17 protein-coding genes are annotated in these 19,733 nt (G+C 66.9%); 5 read left to right on the top strand and 12 right to left on the bottom strand.

All coding sequences use genetic code 11. The annotated features are described in order from the left end of the window. Positions 1-349 precede the first annotated feature (349 nt). From lipB to ACAG21_RS08240, 3 genes are read left to right on the top strand one after another with little or no spacing between them, the layout of a single operon-like run. Positions 350-1,039 carry a lipoyl(octanoyl) transferase LipB gene (gene lipB / locus ACAG21_RS08250; protein WP_370495463.1) on the top strand — a complete coding sequence of 230 codons (690 nt, stop codon included), beginning with the start codon at positions 350-352 and terminating at the stop codon, positions 1,037-1,039. After that, positions 1,036-1,974 carry a lipoyl synthase gene (gene lipA / locus ACAG21_RS08245; protein ID WP_370495462.1) on the top strand — a complete coding sequence of 313 codons (939 nt, stop codon included), beginning with the start codon at positions 1,036-1,038 and terminating at the stop codon, positions 1,972-1,974. The genes lipB and lipA overlap by 4 nt, the downstream gene beginning before the upstream one ends. A 43-nt stretch (positions 1,975-2,017) precedes the next feature. After that, positions 2,018-2,770: a DUF4191 domain-containing protein gene (locus ACAG21_RS08240; protein ID WP_370495461.1), complete on the top strand. Its 753-nt coding sequence runs from the start codon at positions 2,018-2,020 to the stop codon at positions 2,768-2,770. Positions 2,771-2,776: 6 nt separating this feature from the next. Here the strand turns inward: ACAG21_RS08240 and ACAG21_RS08235 are convergent, their stop codons facing one another. Next, a complete protein-coding gene (locus tag ACAG21_RS08235) occupies positions 2,777-3,193 on the bottom strand; it encodes an RDD family protein (protein ID WP_370495460.1) in 417 nt (138 codons plus the stop codon). A gap of 233 nt (positions 3,194-3,426) precedes the next feature. Between ACAG21_RS08235 and glnA (ACAG21_RS08230) the strand changes: the two genes are divergently transcribed. Then, positions 3,427-4,863 carry a type I glutamate--ammonia ligase gene (gene glnA, locus ACAG21_RS08230; RefSeq protein ID WP_342930179.1) on the top strand — a complete coding sequence of 479 codons (1,437 nt, stop codon included), beginning with the start codon at positions 3,427-3,429 and terminating at the stop codon, positions 4,861-4,863. A gap of 59 nt (positions 4,864-4,922) precedes the next feature. Here the strand turns inward: glnA (ACAG21_RS08230) and ACAG21_RS08225 are convergent, their stop codons facing one another. The 9 genes from ACAG21_RS08225 to glnA (ACAG21_RS08185) form a co-directional block, all read right to left on the bottom strand. Continuing rightward, on the bottom strand, positions 4,923-5,570 hold the full coding sequence (locus ACAG21_RS08225; RefSeq protein WP_370495458.1) for a hypothetical protein: 648 nt from the start codon (positions 5,568-5,570) through the stop codon (positions 4,923-4,925). Positions 5,571-5,709: 139 nt separating this feature from the next. Further along, positions 5,710-6,321, bottom strand: coding sequence for a TetR/AcrR family transcriptional regulator (locus ACAG21_RS08220; RefSeq protein ID WP_370495456.1), 612 nt, complete (start codon positions 6,319-6,321; stop codon positions 5,710-5,712). 54 nt (positions 6,322-6,375) lie between these two features. After that, positions 6,376-7,773: an FAD-binding protein gene (locus ACAG21_RS08215; protein WP_370495455.1), complete on the bottom strand. Its 1,398-nt coding sequence runs from the start codon at positions 7,771-7,773 to the stop codon at positions 6,376-6,378. 126 nt (positions 7,774-7,899) lie between these two features. Then, the gene (locus tag ACAG21_RS08210) at positions 7,900-9,366 is read right to left on the bottom strand and encodes a hypothetical protein (protein WP_370495501.1); all 1,467 of its coding nucleotides are present in this window, start codon (positions 9,364-9,366) and stop codon (positions 7,900-7,902) included. 59 nt (positions 9,367-9,425) lie between these two features. Further along, on the bottom strand, positions 9,426-9,647 hold the full coding sequence (locus ACAG21_RS08205) for a hypothetical protein (protein WP_370495454.1): 222 nt from the start codon (positions 9,645-9,647) through the stop codon (positions 9,426-9,428). A gap of 33 nt (positions 9,648-9,680) precedes the next feature. Then, positions 9,681-10,541, bottom strand: coding sequence for a TIGR03619 family F420-dependent LLM class oxidoreductase (locus ACAG21_RS08200; RefSeq protein WP_370495452.1), 861 nt, complete (start codon positions 10,539-10,541; stop codon positions 9,681-9,683). Then, the gene (locus ACAG21_RS08195; protein WP_370495451.1) at positions 10,538-11,182 is read right to left on the bottom strand and encodes a PaaI family thioesterase; all 645 of its coding nucleotides are present in this window, start codon (positions 11,180-11,182) and stop codon (positions 10,538-10,540) included. The genes ACAG21_RS08200 and ACAG21_RS08195 overlap by 4 nt, the downstream gene beginning before the upstream one ends. Beyond that, positions 11,179-14,163 carry a bifunctional [glutamine synthetase] adenylyltransferase/[glutamine synthetase]-adenylyl-L-tyrosine phosphorylase gene (locus ACAG21_RS08190; RefSeq protein WP_370495450.1) on the bottom strand — a complete coding sequence of 995 codons (2,985 nt, stop codon included), beginning with the start codon at positions 14,161-14,163 and terminating at the stop codon, positions 11,179-11,181. The genes ACAG21_RS08195 and ACAG21_RS08190 overlap by 4 nt, the downstream gene beginning before the upstream one ends. A 51-nt stretch (positions 14,164-14,214) precedes the next feature. Then, a complete protein-coding gene (gene glnA / locus ACAG21_RS08185; RefSeq protein WP_025735084.1) occupies positions 14,215-15,555 on the bottom strand; it encodes a type I glutamate--ammonia ligase in 1,341 nt (446 codons plus the stop codon). 236 nt (positions 15,556-15,791) lie between these two features. Here glnA (ACAG21_RS08185) and ACAG21_RS08180 point away from each other — a divergent pair, with 236 nt between their 5' ends. Next, complete coding sequence (locus ACAG21_RS08180) at positions 15,792-15,983, top strand: hypothetical protein (RefSeq protein WP_370495448.1); 192 nt, start codon at positions 15,792-15,794, stop codon at positions 15,981-15,983. A gap of 308 nt (positions 15,984-16,291) precedes the next feature. Here the strand turns inward: ACAG21_RS08180 and ACAG21_RS08175 are convergent, their stop codons facing one another. Both ACAG21_RS08175 and ACAG21_RS08170 read right to left on the bottom strand, forming a co-directional pair. Beyond that, on the bottom strand, positions 16,292-17,851 hold the full coding sequence (locus ACAG21_RS08175; protein ID WP_370495447.1) for an alpha/beta hydrolase: 1,560 nt from the start codon (positions 17,849-17,851) through the stop codon (positions 16,292-16,294). A gap of 95 nt (positions 17,852-17,946) precedes the next feature. After that, positions 17,947-19,503, bottom strand: a complete 1,557-nt coding sequence (locus tag ACAG21_RS08170; RefSeq protein ID WP_370495446.1) for an alpha/beta hydrolase — start codon at positions 19,501-19,503, stop codon at positions 17,947-17,949. Positions 19,504-19,733: the final 230 nt, after the last annotated feature.

Genomic DNA, 19,733 nt, shown 5'->3' with positions numbered 1-19,733 from the left:
AGCCGCCGGCGCACATGCTCGTAGCGGGCCAGCCGGTCCAGGCGCTCGCGGGTGTTCAGCAGCGAGGAGTCCAAACCGACCACGAGGTCCAGGGCGGCATCCAACGCATCAAAGGCCACGTCCTGCTCGATGGCCAGGTCTGAACTCATGTCATGAAACTATCGGCACCCACCGACAAAAAACCCAGCCAGAGACCACTGAAACGAAAGTGACACAAGAGAATTCACCAGCGTGCACCCACGGCGATTGTCGCTCAGAGGCGGGCAAATCACCGCGTGGTCCGAACACCGCGCCAAGGCACGTCCCGCCGGTATGACACTGGATCCGCGCGGAGCGTAACCTCGCCAACGTGACAAGCTCCATCCGGTCCAGCGCGGCACCCATCGACGTCCGTCAGCTGGGGACGGTCGAATACCGCACCGCCTGGCAGCTGCAGCGCGACCTGGCCGACACCAGGGTCGCCGGCGGCAGCGACACCCTGCTGCTGTTGGAGCACCCCGCCGTCTACACCGCCGGGCGGCGCACCGAGCCGCACGAGCGACCGGTGGACGGCACTCCCGTAATAGACACCGACCGCGGCGGCAAGATCACCTGGCACGGGCCTGGACAATTGGTCGGCTACCCGGTGATCGGACTGGCCGAGCCCCTGGATGTGGTGAATTACGTTCGGCGCCTTGAGGAATCGCTGATCAAGGTGTGTCGCGAGCTGGGGCTGGATGCGGGCCGGGTCGACGGCCGCTCCGGCGTCTGGCTGCCCGGCCGGCCTGCGCGCAAAATCGCCGCGATCGGTGTGCGGGTCTCCCGGGCGATCGCCCTGCACGGATTCGCGCTCAACTGCGACTGCGACCTGAACGCGTTCGGGGCCATCGTGCCCTGCGGCATCACCGACGCCGGGGTGACGTCGTTGTCCGCCGAACTCGGCCGCACCGTCACCGTCGACGAGGTCCGCGTGGCCGTCGCCGCGGCGGTGTGCGACGCCCTGGACGGGGTCTTACCGGTGGGGGCACCCGACGCCGCCCGCGTAGCATCAGCAATGTGACTGTCGCTCCGGAAGGCCGCAAACTGCTGCGGCTGGAGGTGCGCAACGCGCAGACCCCGATCGAGCGCAAGCCACCGTGGATCAAGACCCGGGTCCGGATGGGGCCGGAGTACACCGAACTCAAAAGCCTGGTCAAGCGCGAGGGTTTGCACACCGTCTGCGAAGAGGCGGGCTGCCCCAACATCTTCGAATGCTGGGAGGACCGGGAAGCCACCTTCCTGATCGGCGGCGACCAGTGCACCCGCCGGTGCGACTTCTGCCAGATCGACACCGGCAAGCCCGCCGAGCTGGACCGCGACGAGCCCAGGCGCGTCGCCGAAAGCGTGCGGACGATGGGGTTGCGCTATGCCACCGTCACCGGCGTCGCCCGCGACGACCTGCCCGACGGCGGCGTGTGGTTGTACGCCGAAACCGTGCGCGCCATCAAGGAACTCAACCCGTCGACCGGCGTCGAGCTGTTGGTCCCCGACTTCAACGGCGAGCCCGCCCGCCTGGCGGAGGTGTTCGAGGCGCGTCCAGAAGTGTTGGCGCACAACGTCGAAACGGTCCCGCGTATCTTCAAGCGGATTCGGCCGGCGTTCACCTACCAGCGCAGCCTGGGCGTGCTCACCGCGGCACGCGAGGACGGTCTGGTCACCAAGAGCAACCTGATTCTCGGCCTCGGCGAGACGCCCGACGAGGTGCGCACCGCGCTGGCCGATCTACACAATGCCGGCTGTGACATCGTCACCATCACGCAGTACCTGCGCCCGTCGGCGCGCCACCACCCGGTCCAGCGCTGGGTGAAGCCCGAGGAGTTCGACGAGTTCGCGCAGTACGCCGAGGGGCTGGGCTTCGCCGGGGTGCTGGCCGGGCCGCTGGTGCGGTCGTCGTATCGGGCCGGCCGGCTCTACGAGCAGGTGGTACGCAGCCGCGCCTCCGACGCCCTGGGGTAACTCGGGGCCATCACGGGCACGGCGCCTCGTATCCTTGGTGATTATGGCTAAACCCCGCACTACCGCCGAGAACAAGGCCGCCCGGGCAGCGGCGGCCGCCGAACGCAAGGCCGCGGCCAAGGAGCGCCGCGGCCAGCTGTGGCAGGCGTTCAACGTGCAGCGCAAGCAGGACAAGCGCCTGCTCCCCTACATGATCGGCGCCTTCGTTTTGATCGTGGCCGTCTCGACGACGGTCGGTGTGCTGGTCGGCGGGTTCACCATGTTCACCCTGATCCCGCTCGGCGTGGTGCTGGGTGCGCTGGTGGCGTTCATCATCTTCGGGCGCCGGGCCCAGAAATCGATCTACCGTCAGGCCGAGGGGCAAACCGGGGCGGCGGCCTGGGTGCTGGACAACCTGCGCGGCAAGTGGCGGGTCACGCCGGGGGTGGCCGCGACCGGCCACTTCGACGCGGTGCACCGGGTGCTCGGCCGGCCGGGCGTCATCTTGGTCGGCGAGGGGGCGGCGAGCCGCGTCAAACCGCTTCTGGCCCAAGAGAAGAAGCGCACCGCGCGACTGGTCGGCGACGTCCCGATCTACGACATCGTCGTCGGCAACGGCGAGGGCGAGGTTCCGCTGTCCAAGCTGGAGCGTCACCTGACCAAGCTGCCGGCCAACATCAGCGTCAAGCAGATGGACACCCTGGAGTCGCGGTTGGCCGCGCTCGGGTCGCGCGCCGGCGCCGCCGTCATGCCGAAGGGGCCGCTGCCGGGCGCCGGCAAGATGCGCGGCGTACAGCGAACGGTGCGGCGCAAGTAGGCGCGCCTAACGCCGAACGACGGCGGTGTTGGTCACCCGGTCCTGAATGCCCCGCCCGTCCCAGTCGGTGAACAACGCGGGCACCACCAGGGCCACCAACAGGCCGCGCGCCACCACCCGGCCCACGCCCAGGCGTCCGTCCAGTGCAGTCACCCGAAGGCCCAGCGCCAGCTGACCCGGGGTGAATCCGTACAGCCGCACCGCCACCACACCGAGCAGAAACCAGATCACCAGCACCGCCGTCGACAACATCCGTTCGGAGAACATGCCGAACGCCATCGCCAGCGCCGCCAGCCCGTAAGCGATCAGCCAGTCGACCATCAAAGCCGCCAGCCGCCGTCCCATCGACGCCAATGAGCCTGGGCCGCTTTTCGGCAAGCCGAGCGTCTCGCCGGGGTACGCCGGGCGCGACTCCGGCATCATCGCCCCTTCGTCGCGTCGGAGCCGGCCGCCGACGGCAGGGACGGGTTGCTGCGCCCGCGCGGCCGACCAGATACGATTTTGCGGTCCATGGGCCTCACAATAGAACCCGCCGTTGCTGCACTCCGATCTGTGGGACGCGTGGTCACGTAACGTCCGCGCAACACGGGGTTGATGGGCGGGCAACATCACCTTCATAGCGTCAGGCCGCGGATTACCAAGCAAAGGAGCAATCAGTGACGGAAAAGACGCAGGATGACGTCTTCAAACTCGCCAAGGACGAAAACGTCGAATTTGTCGACGTCCGGTTCTGTGACCTGCCCGGCATCATGCAGCACTTCACGATTCCGATTTCGTTCTTCGACGAGAGCATCTTCGAAGACGGCTTGGCCTTCGACGGCTCGTCGATTCGCGGCTTCCAGTCGATCCACGAGTCGGACATGTTGCTCCTGCCCGACCCCGCGACCGCGCAGATCGACCTGTTCACCGAACACAAGACGCTGAACCTCAACTTCTTCGTGCACGACCCCTTCACGCTGGAGGCGTACTCGCGCGACCCGCGCAACGTCGCCCGCAAGGCGGAGAACTACCTGATCAGCACCGGTGTCGCCGACACCGCCTACTTCGGCGCCGAGGCCGAGTTCTACATCTTCGACTCGGTGAGCTTCGACTCGCGTACCAACGGCTCGTTCTACGAGGTCGACGCGATCTCCGGCTGGTGGAACACCGGCTCGCCTACCGAAGAAGACGGCAGCCCCAACCGCGGCTACAAGGTGCGGCCCAAGGGTGGGTACTTCCCGGTGGCCCCCGTCGACCACTACGTCGATCTGCGCGCCCAGATGCTGTCCAACCTGATCAAGGCGGGCTTCAGCCTGGAGAAGGGCCACCACGAGGTGGGCACCGGCGGCCAGGCCGAGATCAACTACAAGTTCAACACCCTGCTGCACGCGGCCGACGACATGCAGCTCTACAAGTACATCGTCAAGAACACCGCGTGGCAGAACGGCAAGACCGTCACCTTCATGCCCAAGCCGCTGTTCGGTGACAACGGCTCCGGCATGCACACCCACCAGTCGCTGTGGAAGGACGGCAGCCCGTTGATGTACGACGAGACCGGCTACGCCGGCCTGTCGGACACCGCGCGCCACTACATCGGCGGCCTGCTGCACCACGCGCCGTCGCTGCTGGCGTTCACCAACCCGACGGTGAACTCCTACAAGCGGCTGGTGCCCGGCTACGAGGCCCCGATCAACCTGGTCTACAGCCAGCGCAACCGGTCGGCGTGCGTGCGTATCCCGATCACCGGCAGCAACCCGAAGGCCAAGCGCCTGGAGTTCCGCTGCCCCGACTCGTCGGGCAACCCGTACCTGGCATTCGCGGCCATGCTGATGGCCGGCCTGGACGGCATCAAGAACAAGATCGAGCCGCAGGCGCCGGTCGACAAGGACCTCTACGAGCTGCCGCCCGAAGAGGCCGCCAACATCCCGCAGGCGCCCACGCAGCTGTCGGCGGTGATCGACCGGCTGGAAGAGGACCACGAATACCTCACCGAGGGAGGCGTTTTCACGCCCGACCTGATCGAGACGTGGATCAACTTCAAGCGCGAGAACGAAATTCTGCCGGTCCAGATCCGGCCGCACCCCTACGAATTCGCGCTGTACTACGACGTCTAAGTCGGCTTAACGACAACACCCGCGCGGCAATCGCCGCGCGGGTGTCGTCGTCGATGCGGTCAATTCCTGCCGATGCCGCCCCGTCGCCCGGGACCGGCGCCAGGGCCGGGACCACCACCGCCCGGGCCAGGGCCGGCACCGGGACCCGAACCCAACCGCCCCTGGCCGGGACCGGTGCTGGGGCCAGCGCCGGGCCCGGGGCCGTCACCGGCGAGGGGGCCCGAGCGGGGACCATCGCCCACGAGCGGACCGGAGCCATCGGGAGTCTGCCGCGACGGGGCCGGCGCCGCGGGTTGAGGCGAGGCCTCGGCCGCCTCGGCAGGCGGCGGAGCACCTTTCGGAGTCTGAGTCGCGGGCGCGACCTGCTGCTGTGTCGCCTGCTGCTGTTGCGGTTGCCCCTGGGGCTGCTGAGCCTGCGTCGTCGCCTGCTGCTGAGTGGCCTGCCCTTCGGGTTGACCACCCTTTTGGGTCGGCTCAGCGGCCGGCGGCGGAGCTGATTGCGCGGTAACCGGCGGCGCGCTGCCGGTCGCAGGCGGCGGGTTCTTCGTGACCGGATCGGCCGGGAACGGCGCCGGGGCCGCGGGTGCGATGGCTTGCGCGGTCCCGTCGGCAGACACGATGGGCGCCACGGTGATCAAACCCGCGGCCAATATGGACCCAGCGGCTAACCCGAGGCCGACGGTGCGACAACGCGACGCGTGACTCATGTGCGATCCTTCGCTGGATGTTTTGCGCGAAAAACTAGCTCGCACAACAGAACCAGGCGGCGACATCGCGGAGTTTTCGGCCGCTGGTAATCCGCCGTTCGCTAACGTCGCGGGCGGATCCCCGGTGGGCCCGCCCGGCCTACTCGTATCCGGGGCGACCGAGCGTCACAGCGAGCTGCCGGAGCAACGCCGTCCGGAACCGGTCGGCCGAAGGGCTGGGAAACCGCAGCACCCGCGGAATCATGGCGCCGACGATCGTGGCGAACAGCAGATCGACGACGTCCTCCACGGCGATCGCCGGCATGAAGACGCCGGCGTCACGGCCCTCGATCACGGTGCGCAGAAACGGTGCCCGGTAACGGGCCCAGCCCTCTTCTCCGTAGTCCCGCAATTCCCCGTCGCGGATGCCCGAGCGCCAGAACTCGATCAGCATCTGGTGGTTGCGCAGCGGCGTATTGAGGTTGCGGTCGATCATCGCGACCAGGCGGTTCCACGGGTCTTTCTCGGCGTCGGCCACGGCCTCGAGCGCGGCCACCTCGACTTCGGTCGCATGTCGCATCGCCTCGATCAGCATGTCCTCGCGTGAGCCGAAGTAGTTCTGCAGCGTGCTGATCGCCGTACCGCTGGCCTGTGCGACATCGGCAAAACGGGCATTTTCATAGCCCCGCTCCGCCAGCACCCCGGCGGCGGCTTCGACGGCCGCGTTTCGGCGTGCACCCCCGGCCCGGCGGGTTCGACGTTCGACAGCCATTTCTGTATGGTACGGAAATACCGGGCCCGGACAAGCCAGCCGTCTCGGCGCGCCCTAGGCGGCGGACCGCGGCGGGATGTTGTGGTTGAGCCGGAATCTGTTGTACGGGTCGTAGCGTTGTTTGACCGTCTGCAATTTGTCATACACCTCGGGCTCGTAGACTCGCCTGATACGGCCCCCGGATATGTCGGCCGGTCCGACGAAGCTTGGATTGGTCATCTCGTGCAGCCAAGGACGCAGTGCCGCAAGAAGTTCACGGCCCGAGTCACGGTAGGACGCGACGTCTTGTCCCGGCGGCACGACGGTAAGACCGAACATCGCATACGCGGCGTCGCGGGCACCCACCGCATTGGGGAATGGTGCTGGTCTGCTGAAAGCTCCTTCCAAATGCCGGATATCGACGATGTTGATCGTGCTGCCGGATCCGGGCCCGACCGTTTCGACGATGGCTTCGACGGTCTCGTCGGTCAGTTCTCGAAGCAGCCCGAAGTGCTCGACCGCGGGCGCGGGATCGGTTGGGTCGTTGCTGATGGTGGCGAACTGGGTGTACGGGATGTCGGCCACGGTGTCCGCCAGCGTGGGCGCCGCCGCGCGCAGCGGGTCGATCAGCTTCGAGCCAGTCTGGGCTTCGCCGACATACGACACCCGCACCGCTACGGTCAAGTGCCCCTGCATGAATGGCGGTAGGCCGGGCAACGGGGGCAGGTTCAGCACCGCGAATGATGTCGTCAACTCGTCGGGCGCGGACGCGGTGAGTTCTCGGTAGGCCTGCAGTACTTGCCGGATGTGCTCGCCGGAGTAGAACAGTGCGCCGGCATACAACCGTGTCACCGGGAAGAGCGCGAATTCCATCGCCACCACCACGCCGAAGTTGCTCTTGCCGCCGAGTAACGCACCGAACAAATCGGGTTCGGATTCTGCTGATACACAACGCAATCGGCCATCCGCAGTCACCACGTCGATGGCACTGACATGATCGGCGGCCCAGCCGTACTTACGGCCCATCGTCGAGCTTGCCCCGCCGCTGAGTGTGTAGCCGACGACGCCGACGCCGGGTGAGGTACCTGGCAGCCCAGCCAGCCCGTGCAGCGCGGCAGCGTCGACCAGCTGACCGAAGCGAACTCCGGCATCTACTCGTGCACAATGCTTTTCGGGATCGATGACGATGTCGGACATCCGCCTCATGGTGATCATCAACGTGTCGTCAGAGGCGGCCACGGTCGGTCCGTGACCGGTGTTGAGAACGGCGATGTTCAGGCCGTGCCGCGCCGCGAACATCACCGCCTCAGATACGTCCGCGGTGTTGCTGGCGCCGACGGCGAGCGCGGGTCGGTGCCGCACCGCCATATTGAACACCGCCACCTCGTCGTCGTAGCCCAAATCGTCAGCGGTGAAGACCGGTCCCCGCAGTGCGCCCCGAAGTTCCGCGACACTGTCCCGCCACGACGTCATCGCAGCCCCTTTCGCTCGCACTATCGGTATCTCAATACGGTATCACGATGCCGATATTTGGCGAGCCGAGCGCGGTGGGCGAGGTGTGGTGCGCCTACCGTCCCCGAATCGAGCCGCGTGTGGCGCTCAGAATCCGGAGTCTCCTCCGCCGCCAGAGTCGAATCCGCCGCCGCCTGAATCGAATCCGCCGCCTGAATCGAATCCGCCGCCGAAGTCAACGCTGCCACCGGAGTCGTAACCCCCGCTGTCACTACCACCGGCAAAGCTGACGTCGCCACCCCCGGAGTACGAATCGCCCGAGCTTTGGTAGCTTCCGTCGAAGCCGACGTTTCCCTGCTGACTGTCGTAGTCGATGTTCTGGCCACCGCTGTAGCCGCTATCCGTCCACGCCGAGTCGCGACCCGCCTCGAAGCCTCGCTCGTAGCTGCCGCCCCAACGGTCGTCCAGGAGGGCGTCCATCAGCAGGACATCGGTGAGCCCCCAGCCCCAGCCCGGCCCCCAGAACGCGTATGGATAAAAGCCCGGATAGAAGAACATCCCGTTGTAGTAGCCGCCGCCGTAGTAGTGCGGATATCCCGGTTGCGGCGAGGTGCTGTAGTTGTTGTTCGTGATCGTCACGCTCTGACCGGTTTCCGGGTTGGTCGTCTGCACGCTCGCCTGCTTGCGGTCCGCGACCGGGACTGAATTCACGGCGTCCACATCGGGTTTGGCGTCCGGGTACAGCTTCTGGTACGCCCTGGCCACCGTCGCCTGCACGACCCGCAGGTGCGCCCGCGCGGCGGAGTAGTCACCGGACTGGTAGGCGTGACGCGCTTCGTACAGGCTGGAATTAGCCTTCGTCGCCTCGGCACTGACGTCGACGTCGCTGCCGGTGACCAGCGCATTGTTGATATCGGTGACGCCGGATTCGGCGTTGATCAACTCTTGCTTTATTTCGTCCTGCGCCTCGGCGTCCCTGCGGCGCTTACTATTTCGGCTCACAGCGAACACGATCAGACCCACCAACGCCAGCACGACGCCGATGAGGATCACCATCGTCCACAGCCACGCCCAGCTGGTGTGCTTCTGACTCGACGCGGGAGACGTGGTGACATGTGAACCTGATGCCACATTGACGTCGGCCAACTTCTCGACGAACTCACTGGTCGCACCGAACGGATCATTGCGGTGATCTCTGGCCGACTGACTCAGCAGTGGGTCGACGTTGTCGGCAATAGGTTTCGGCACGTTGTAGGCGCGCACGTGGTAACCCTTGGCGTCGATGACCAGGATGACGCCGCTGAATTCGGGATGGCGACGCAGGATGACGTCGTGGATCGCGTCCGGCGTGGTCACACCGGTCTGGTCGGGCGCAACCGCGGCAACCCACAGCGGTGGTGCACTGCTCCACGCCCAACGGGTGGTCAGGATCTGCTGGTTGACCTGATCGGGATTCTGCAGCGGCGGCCTGCCCGCCGAGTCCGCGACCACGTGCGTCTGCGCGTTGAAGCGCGCCACCACCTGATCGGTGTAGGTGTCGGCGATGGCGGACGGCGCGAACAGCAAAGCCAGCGCCGCACTGCTGCAGGCCGCGGCGACCACACCGATGGTCATCGCGACGGCCGCCGCGACGTAGGTCTGACGTCTCACGTCCTCCCCTTCAGGCCTCAGGTCTAACGAGCCGGTCTGACACCCAAGATCCCACGCGATGCGCCTGCGGGCTGCCCGTCGACCATGTCGACGAGCTCGAGCCAACTCCCGGGAGCGATGTAGTGGCGCTTGACGTCCGCACGATGCATGTCGATGACCAATACGCCCGCATCCGTGACTTCGTACTTGTCGAATGCACCATAGTCGCGCGGTTCGCCGTTGCTGAACACCACCGTGAAAGGCATGCGTTCGAGTATGGCCGCGACCGAACTCACCGTCTAGCCGTCGAGTGCGAGATCCTTGCGGAAGCGCTGCAGGCCGTCGATCTTGTCGTCGAGAGTCGCTTCGGGTCCGGAGTAGAACATCCACGGCATCGTGATGATGCCGGTGATGCCGGCGTCCGCGACGCGCTGATAGTCGGCCGTGGTGAAGGCATCGGTCAGCGGCGTGAGAATGGTGAAATCATGCATCGTCAAACCCTTTTGGGCGCGCAGTTCGCGCAGCTTGCCGACCGCCTCGATCGCATGCTCGGTCTTGATCAGATCGCCGATCCAGCCGTCGTTGCGCGCAGCGCGGCGCAATGCGGCATCGCTGAGGCCGCCGACGTAGACCGGTATCGGCGGCGGAGTCGGTTGCATCTCCAGGCGCGGCGTCTGGTAGAACTCGCCGTCGAACTCCGTCCAGCCCGGCGACCACAGCGCGCGCATCAATTCGATCATCTCGTCGGTGCGCTTGCCGCGGCGCTCGAATTGTTCGCCCATCAGCGCGAACTCCTCACGGCACCAGCCGACTCCGATGCCGAGCTCAAGGCGTCCCGATGCCAAGACAGCCGCAGTGCCAATGGCTTTGGCCGCCGAGTACGGATTGCGCATCGCGGGGATGTAGACCGTGGTGACGAACCGCAGCCGGGTGGTGACCTGGGCCAGCGCGCCGGCCAGCACCCAGGGGTCGAGCCAGTCCGTAAACGGCTGCCAGCGCCGCTGCCCGTCTTTGGTGTACGGGTACGGCGTCTCGAGGGTCTCCAGGTTCACCACATGGTCGGGTATACCGATACCGTCGTAGCCGAGTTCGTCGGCGGCCTTGGCGATCTCGACGATCTCCCGGGTGTTCAAAAACGCACTGCTGACATAGAACTTCATTGGCCGTCCCGCGCCCACGCCGGTTCGATGAAGACGCCGTCGGCCTCCACGGTCACCCCTTTCGCATCCGAAATAGTGCCCTTTGCAAAGACTTTGACGCCCTCCGCGCGATCGATCCACGCATCGCAACGCAGCGGGCCCAACGGGGTGCCGCGCAGGTACTTCACGCTGATAGTTCCGGTGAATCGCGCCTTGGACAATCCCTCGCTGGCCGCCTCGCCGAGCATGTGGTCGAGCACCAGCGCACTGACGCCGCCGTGTACCAGACCGGGCGGGCCCTCGTACGCGGTTCCCAGCACGAACTCGCTGTGGCAGCGCCCGTCTCCGTCGTGTTGGACAACCACCGGCGGCGCGATCGGGTTGCACGCACCGACGACGGCGTTGCCCAACGGCAGCGGACGGTCATCCACCCGAAAGCTGACGCCGACCGGCCTGGTCCGTTGTCGCAGCAACCGGGTCACGGCCTGGATCTCGTTGCGCGCCTTGGCAACGACGTCGTCATCGGCCTCGGTCCGGATGGTGGCGTCGATGAGCTCGCGAACCGCGTCGGCCAACGGCGCATAGAGACCCGTCACCCGGTCAGCCTCAGCGGTGCTGAGCACCTCGAACATTGCCTCGAACGCGCCGGCTTCCTGACTCAACTCCCGAACACCTTGCGCACCACCGCTTTTGCACGTCGGGTCACCCGCAAATAGTTGTCCAAGAACTCACTTCCATCATCGTTGTGCCAACCCGCCGCGACCGCGACCGCGTTGAGCTGACGCCCGGGCCCGGGCAGCTGGTCGGTCGGCTTGCCCCGCACCAGCACCAGGGCGTTGCGCGCCCGGGTGGCGGTCAGCCAGGCCAGCCGCAGCAGCTCCACCTCGTCGGCGGGGACCAGTCCCGTCTCGGCGATGACGTCGAGCGATTCCAGCGTCGAGGTGTTGTGCAGCGCCGGGATCTCGTGCGCGTGCTGAAGCTGCAGCAGCTGCACCGTCCATTCGATGTCGGCCAGTCCCCCGCGGCCCAGCTTGGTGTGGGTCTTGGGGTCGGCGCCGCGCGGCAATCGTTCCGACTCGACACGAGCCTTGATCCGGCGGATCTCGTGCACCGCCTCGGCGGACACCCCGTCGGGTGGATAGCGCGTCTTGTCGGCCATCAGCATGAAGCGCTGGCCCAGATCGGGGTCACCGGCCACCGCGTGCGCTCGCAGCAACGCCTGGATCTCCCACGGCTGGGCCCACTGGTCGTAGTAGGCGGTATAGGAACCCAGCGTCCGGACCAGCGCGCCGCTGCGACCCTCGGGTCGCAGATTGGCGTCGACTTCCAGTGGCGGGTCGACACTCGGCGTCCCCAGCAGCGTGCGAACCTGCTCGGCGATCGGCGTCGCCCACTTGACCGCCGCGGAATCTTCGACGCCACTGGCCGGTTCGCACACGAACATCACATCGGCGTCGGAGCCGTAGCCCAGTTCGGCGCCGCCCAGCCTGCCCATGCCGATGACCGAAATCGTCGCCGGCGCCTTGCCGTCCTCGGGCATGTTGGCCCGGGTCAGCGCGTCCAGGGCCGCCTGCAGCACGGCCACCCAGACCGACGTGAGCGCCTGGCACACGTCCCGCACTTCGAGCATGCCGAGCAGGTCGGCGGACCCGATGCGGGCCAGCTCCCGGCGTCGCAGCGTGCGCGCGGCGGCGATGGCCCGTACCGGGTCGTGGTGCCGGGCCGCGGAGGCGACCAGCGCGCGCGCCACCGCGGCGGGCTCGGTTTCCAGCAGCTTCGGCCCGGCCGGCCCGTCGCCGTAGTCCTGAATCACCCTGGGCGCGCGCATCAACAAGTCCGGCACGTAGGTGGAAGTCCCCAGCACGTTCATCAGCCGCCTGGCCACCGCGGGCTTGTCGCGCAGCGTGGACAGGTACCAGGTTTCCGACGCCAGCGCCTCGGACAGGCGGCGGTAGGCCAGCAATCCTGCGTCCGGATCCGGCGTGTACGACATCCAGTTCAGCAGCCTGGGCAGCAGCACCGACTGCACCCGGCCGCGGCGGCCGCTTTGGTTCACCAACGCCGACATGTGTTTCAGCGCGGTCTGCGGCCCCTCGTAACCCAAAGCGGCCAGCTGGCGCTCGGCGGCTTCCGAGGTCATGCCGTGCGAGATCTCCAGGCCCGGCGGCCCGATCGACTCCAACAGCGGCTGGTAGAAGAGCTTGGCGTGCAGCTGAGATACCCGCACGTTCTGGTGCTTGAGCTCCTCGCGCAGCACCCCGGCCGCGTCGTGGCGGCCGTCCGGGCGGATGTGGGCCGCGCGCGCCAGCCAGCGCACCGCCTCCTCGTCGTCGGCCTCCGGCAACAGGTGCGTGCGCTTGAGCCGCTGCAGCTGCAGCCGGTGCTCGAGCAACCGCAGAAACTCATAGGAGGCGGTCAGGTTCGCGGCGTCCTCGCGGCCGACGTAGCCACCCTCGCCGAGCGCGGCCAGCGCGTCGACCGTCGAGGCCACGTGCAGCGATTCATCGCCGCGACCGTGCACCAATTGCAGTAGCTGCACGGCGAACTCGACATCGCGCAGTCCACCACTGCCCAGCTTGAGCTCGCGCGCGCGGACCTCGGAAGGCACCAGCTGCTCGACTCGCCGGCGCATGGCCTGCACCTCGCCCACGAAGTCCTCGCGCTCGCAGGCGATCCAGACCATCGGCATCAACTCGTCAAGGTAGCGCTTGCCCAGCTCGGCATCGCCGGCGGCGGCGCGGGCTTTGAGCAGCGCCTGGAACTCCCACGTCTTGGCCCACCGCTTGTAGTAGGCGACGTGCGACTCGACCGTGCGGACCAGCTCACCGCTGCGGCCCTCCGGGCGCAGGCCGGCGTCGACTTGGAAGCATGCGGTCGACGCGACCCGCATCATCTCGGTGGCCACCCGGGTGGACAGCGAGTCGGCCTGCTCGGCGACGAAGATGATGTCGACGTCGCTGACGTAGTTCAATTCGCGGGCACCGCATTTGCCCATCGCGATGACCGCCAGTCGCGGCGGCGCCTTGTCGCCGCACACGGTCGCCTCCGCGGCCCGCAGCGAGGCCGCCAGCACGGCGTCGGCGGTGTCGGACAGCTGGGCGCCGACCACGGTGAATGGCACCACCGGCTCGTCCTCGACCGTCGCCGCCAAGTCGAGTGCCGCCAGCACTAGCAGATGGTCGCGGTACAACGTGGACAGCCGTGGCACCACCGAATTCGGCACGGCCAGCGCGTTTTCGACGCACTCGATGAACGCTTCGTGCAGCTCGTCGCGCGTCGGCAGTTTGACCTTGCCCTGCAGCAGCTTCCACGACTTCGGGTTTGCGACCAGATGGTCACCGAGGGCCAGCGACGAGCCCAGCACCGAGAACAGTCGCCCGCGCAGACTGCGCTCGCGCAGCAGTGCGGCGTTGAGCTCGTCCCACCCGGTGTCGGGGTTCTCCGAGAGCCGAACCAATGCCCGCAGCGCGGCGTCCGGATCGGGTGCTCGCGATAACGACCACAACAGGTCGACGTGCGCCTTGTCGTCGTGTGCCGTCCAGCCCAGTTGCGCCAGGCGGTCACCGGCGGGTGGATCGACCAAACCGAGCCGCCCGACGCTGGGCAGCCGGGGGCGCTCGGTCGTCGGTTTGGTCACGACCAAAACGGTAGCGCAAGCCGCCTGTCTCTCAGAGCAACCGGCAGCCTATGTGCGCTACAGCGACAGGTAGGTGCTCAGCTCGTAGGGCGTGACGTGGCTGCGGTAGTTCGCCCACTCCGTGCGCTTGTTGCGCAGGAAGAAGTCAAAGACGTGCTCCCCCAACGTTTCCGCGACGAGCTCGGAGGCCTCCATGGCGTGCAATGCGCTATCGAGGCTGGTGGGTAGCTCGCGGTAGCCCATCGTGCGGCGCTCTTCGGGGGTGAGGTCCCAGACGTTGTCCTCGGCCTGCGGACCGAGCACGTAGCCCTTCTCCACGCCGCGCAGTCCGGCGGCCAGCAACACGGCGAACGCCAGATAGGGGTTGCACGCCGAGTCGGGGCTGCGGACTTCGATACGCCGCGACGACGTCTTGTGCGGGGTATACATCGGCACCCGTACCAGCGCGGACCGGTTGGCCGCCCCCCACGACGCCGCGGTGGGCGCCTCGCCGCCATGCACCAGGCGCTTGTAGGAGTTGACCCATTGGTTGGTGACCGCGCTGATCTCCGAGGCGTGCTCAAGGATCCCGGCGATGAACGACTTGCCCACATCCGAGAGCTGCAGTGGGTCGTCCGGACTGTGGAAGGCGTTGACGTCACCCTCGAACAGGCTCATGTGGGTGTGCATGGCCGAGCCGGGGTGTTCGCCGAATGGCTTGGGCATGAACGACGCCCGCGCGCCATTTTCGATCGCGACTTCTTTAATGACGTAGCGGAACGTCATCACGTTGTCGGCCATGGACAGGGCGTCGGCGAATCGCAGGTCGATCTCCTGCTGGCCGGGCGCGCCTTCGTGATGACTGAACTCCACTGAGATGCCCATGAATTCGAGCGCCTCGATGGCATGACGGCGGAAGTTGGACGCGGAGTCGTGGATGGCCTGGTCGAAGTAGCCGGCGTTGTCGACCGGCACCGGCGGGGTTCCATCGTTGGGGCCGGGCTTCAGTAAGAAGAACTCGATCTCGGGGTGCACGTAGCAGGAGAAACCAAGGTCGTTGGCCTTCTGCAGCTGACGTCGCAGCACGTGGCGAGGATCGGCCCAGGACGGCGAACCGTCCGGCATGGTGATGTCGCAGAACATCCTCGCCGAGTGGTGGTGGCCGCTGGGCGAGGCCCACGGCAGCACCTGGAAGGTCGACGGGTCGGGGTTGGCCACGGTGTCGGATTCCGAAACGCGCGAAAACCCCTCGATCGAGGACCCGTCGAAGCCAATGCCTTCTTCGAAAGCGCCCTCGAGTTCGGCCGGGGCGATAGCGACCGACTTCAGGTAGCCGAGCACGTCCGTGAACCACAACCGGACGAAGCGAATGTCCCGTTCCTCCAGCGTGCGGAGGACGAATTCCTTCTGTCGATCCATACGTCGAACAGTAGGCAATTGCTGTTAATTCCGTGTTACACGGGTGCTTAGGGCTCGGCACGGTTGTTACATCCACCAGCGCAAACAGCCCCACCGGGTGCCCCGATGGAGCCAGCAGTTCCGCGACGCCTGGCGTGTCGCGCGCACCGATCGCCGCGTCACCGTTCTCCGGCCGAAATACGTAACCTGTTAAGACGGTTACAATCAGCAAGAGGCATTAGCAGGAGGTACTGAACGTGATCACCAAACTTCTAGCCGTCGGAGCTATCGGACTCGGCGTCGCTATGGGACAAGGTCCAAGCCATGCGTTCGTGGCGGATCCCGCATTCAACGACCTCAGCTGCACCTGCCAGACGCCGCCGCCGGTGCCGGGTCAGACGACCGAGGACCGGATCAATCAAGGTCTGCAAGACGCGCTCAACAGGTGACGAATTCGTATGAATCCGGCCTGCGCCGGGCAATGTCGCTTGTCCGCCGCCTCGGCGCCTGTCACGTTGGCTAATCAGGGCAGCTACGCCCCCAGCAGAGAGGCTAGGAATGATCAGCAAAGTAGTGGCGGGTTTCGCCCTCGTTGTCGGCACCGCCGCAGGCCTGGCAGCGCCGGCTGCCGCGGACCCGGCGTTCAATCAGCTCCAATGCAGCTGCCAAGCGCCCGCCCCTGACCGCAGTCCCTTTGTCGACGAGCACATCAGCCGCGGGCTTCAGGACGCTCAGGGTCGCTGATCCGTAGATCGGCTCAGGGTTGGCAATGCAATGCCGGTGGCGGTGTGCCCGTCACGAAATAGCGCATGACGGTGCCGTCAACGCATTGGTTTCCGCCGAATACCGCGGTGTGCTGCGTCCCGTCGAAGGTGATCAGCGGTGCACCTAGCTGGCGGGCCAGGCTCACGCCGGCCTGATACGGGGTGGCCGGGTCGTGCGTGGTGGAGACCACGACGACCTTGCCGAGCGGCATCGCCGGTGCGGGGTGCGGCGCGGAGGTCGCCGGCACCGGCCACAGGCCGCACAGATCGCGCGGGGCGTTGCCGGTGAACTGCCCGTAGCTAAGGAACGGCGCGGCCTGGCGGATCTGCTGATCGGCGGCTATCCAGGTTGCGGGATCCGTCGGCGCCGGCGCATCGACACACCGGATCGCGTTGAACGCGTCTTGGTCGTTGTCGTAGTGCCCCTGCTTGTCGCGGCCTTGGTAGTCGTCGGCGAGCAGCAGCAGGTCGCCGGCGTCGCTGCCGCGCTGCAGCCCGAGCAGGCCGCTGGTCAGGTACTTCCAATGCTGCGGGGTGTACAGCGCGTTGATCGTCCCGGTGGTCGCGTCGGCATAGCTCAGGCCGCGCGGGTCCGACGTGCGTCCCGGCTTGGCGACGAGCGGGTCGATCAGTGCGTGGTAGCGGTTGACGAACTGGGTCGGGTCGGTGCCCAGCGGGCAGGCCGGCGAGCGCGCGCAATCTGCGGCGTAGTCGTTGAAAGCGGTTTGGAATCCCGCGGTCTGGCTGATGTTTTCCTGAATAGGGTCGACGGTCGGGTCGATGGCGCCGTCGAGCACCATCGTCCGCACGTGGTCGGCGAAATGCTCGAGGTACATGGTGCCCAGCTCGGTGCCGTAACTGAAGCCGAGATAGTTGATCTGCTGGTCGCCCAGCGCCTGACGCACCATGTCCATGTCGCGCGCGACGGACGCGGTGCCGGTGTTGGCCAGGAAGTCTTTGCCCATCCGGCTCACGCATTCCTGCGCCAATTGCCGGTAGATCTGCTCGATGTGCGCCACACCCGTCGGGCTGTAGTCGACCATCGGCTCGGTCCGGTAGGCGTCGAACTCGGCATCGGTGCGGCAGCGCAACGCCGGGGTGGAGTGCCCGACGCCACGGGGATCGAACCCGACCAGATCGAAGTGCCGGGTGATGTCGCTGTTCTGCAGATCCGGCGCCATCCCGGCCACCATGTCGACGGCCGACCCGCCGGGTCCGCCCGGATTGACCAACAGCGACCCGATCCGCTGGCCCGTCGCCGGCACCCGAATCACCGCCAACTTCGCTTGTGCCCCAGTGGGATTGCTGTAATCAATCGGGACCGACACGGTGGTGCACTGTGCGGTCGGAACCCCGCTGCTGTCGGTGAGCATCTGGCTGCAACTACCCCAGTTCACCGGCGACGCCGCGGCCGGCGGAGCCGGGTTCGGGGTCTGGCCGGCCCCGGGCTCCGGCGTTGCGCCGGCCACGGGCAGAGCGGGTTGGATGGCAACCAAGAGGCCTAACGACAGCAGCGCCGAACTCAGCGATCTCAGGCGCGACATGGCTGTCAATCGTCGCAGCCTTCGGTACCTGTGACGGCGCGAATCGGTCACGCCTTGGTCTCGGGCCCGGCGCGTCGCCACGGCGAATCAGCTTTCGGGTGCCACTAGCACTTCGCGCCGCTCGGCGGGGTGGTGCCGCCGATCAGGTACGCCGTCACATAGTCGTCGACGCAGCTGTCGCCCTGGAAAACGACCGTGTGCTGAGTGCCGTCGAAGGTGAGCAACGAGCCGCGCAGCTGGTTGGCCAGATCGACGCCGGCCTTGTACGGCGTCGCCGGGTCGTGCGTGGTTGACACCACGACGGTCGGGGCCAGGCCGGGCGCTGACACCGAGTGCGGCTTGCTGGTCGGCGGCACCGGCCAGAACGCGCAGGTGCCCAGCGGCGCGTCGCCGGTGAACTTGCCGTAGCTCATGAACGGGGCGATCTCGCGGGAGCGGCGATCTTCGTCGATTACCTTGGCGCGGTCGGTAATTGGCGGCTGGTCGACGCAGTTGATGGCGACCCGCGCGTCGGTGGCGTCGGAGTAATGCCCCTTCTGATCGCGCCGCATGTACATGTCGGCCAGGGCCAGCATCGTGTCGCCGTGGTTGTCGGTCAGCTCCCGCAGGCCGTCGGTCAGGTGATGCCACAGCGTCGGCGAATACAGCGCCATGATCGTGCCCACGACGGCGTCGCTGTAGCTCAATCCGCGCGGGTCCTTGGTCGGGATCGGCCTGCCGACGAGTTGGTTGTTCGGGTCGACCATCGGATCGATCAGGCTGTGGTAGACGTCGACGGCCTTGGACGGGTCGGTACCCAGCGGGCAGTTCGCCTGCTTGGCGCAGTCGGCGGCGTAATTGTTGAACGCGTCCTGGAATCCCTTGGCCTGACGCAGATCCGCCTCGATCGGGTCGGCGTTGGGGTCGACGGCGCCGTCGAGGATCATCGCCCGCACGTTGTGCGGGAAGGCCTCGGCGTAGGCAGCCCCGATTCGGGTGCCGTACGAGTAGCCCAGGTAGGTCAGCTTGTCGTCGCCGAGGGCCGCGCGGATGGCGTCCAGATCCTTGGCGACGTTGACGGTCCCGACGTTGGCCAGAAAGTCCTTGCCCATCTTGTCGAGGCAGCGGCCGACGAATTGCTTGGTCTCGTCCTCCATATGCGCGACGCCGGCCGGGCTGTAGTCGACGTTCGGCTCGGTGCGCAGCCGGTCGTTGTCGGCGTCGGAGTTACACCAGATCGCAGGACGCGACGACCCCACGCCCCGCGGGTCGAACCCGACCAGGTCGAACCGCTCGCGGACCCGCTTGGGCAACGTCTGGACGACGCCGAGCGCGGCCTCGATGCCGGATTCGCCGGGGCCGCCAGGGTTGATCACCAGCGAGCCCAGCTTGTCGCCCGTCGCCGGGAAGCGAATCATCGCCAGCGTCGCGACATCGCCGCCCGGGTGGTCGTAGTCGACGGGCACGGCGAGCTTGCCGCACATGGCGCCACCGGGAAGCTTCACCGATCCGCTGATGACCCGACACGGCGTCCACTCCACGGGCTGCCCCAACTTGGGGCCCGCCATCAGCGGATGTCCGGCGACAACGCGTACGCAGCCCCCCAGCAGCAGCGCCACGGCAGCGATCGCCGTCGAGACCGCAAGCATGCGCGCGAGCTTGTCGCGGCGAGTCAGACTCATGCCAACACATGCTGCCAGAGAGAACCTGAGACTTTCGTGAGCGGCCGCGGCAGGTCGGCTACCAGTGGTTATTCCGGGGCGACCAGGAACTCGCCGGCGCGGGCAATGGCACGTTTCACACTTCCGCGACGGTGCAACCGCGCCGAAGAGATGGCAGAATGGCGCACGTCAGACGAACCCGGGGACCTGTAACGGCCACGAGGATCGACCCGACCACCATTGAGGGACAA

This window comes from Mycobacterium sp. pR1184, assembly GCF_041287235.1.
Taxonomy (GTDB): domain Bacteria; phylum Actinomycetota; class Actinomycetes; order Mycobacteriales; family Mycobacteriaceae; genus Mycobacterium.
Note: the sequence above shows the minus strand (reverse complement) of the source record. Positions and strands in the feature narration are given on the sequence as shown.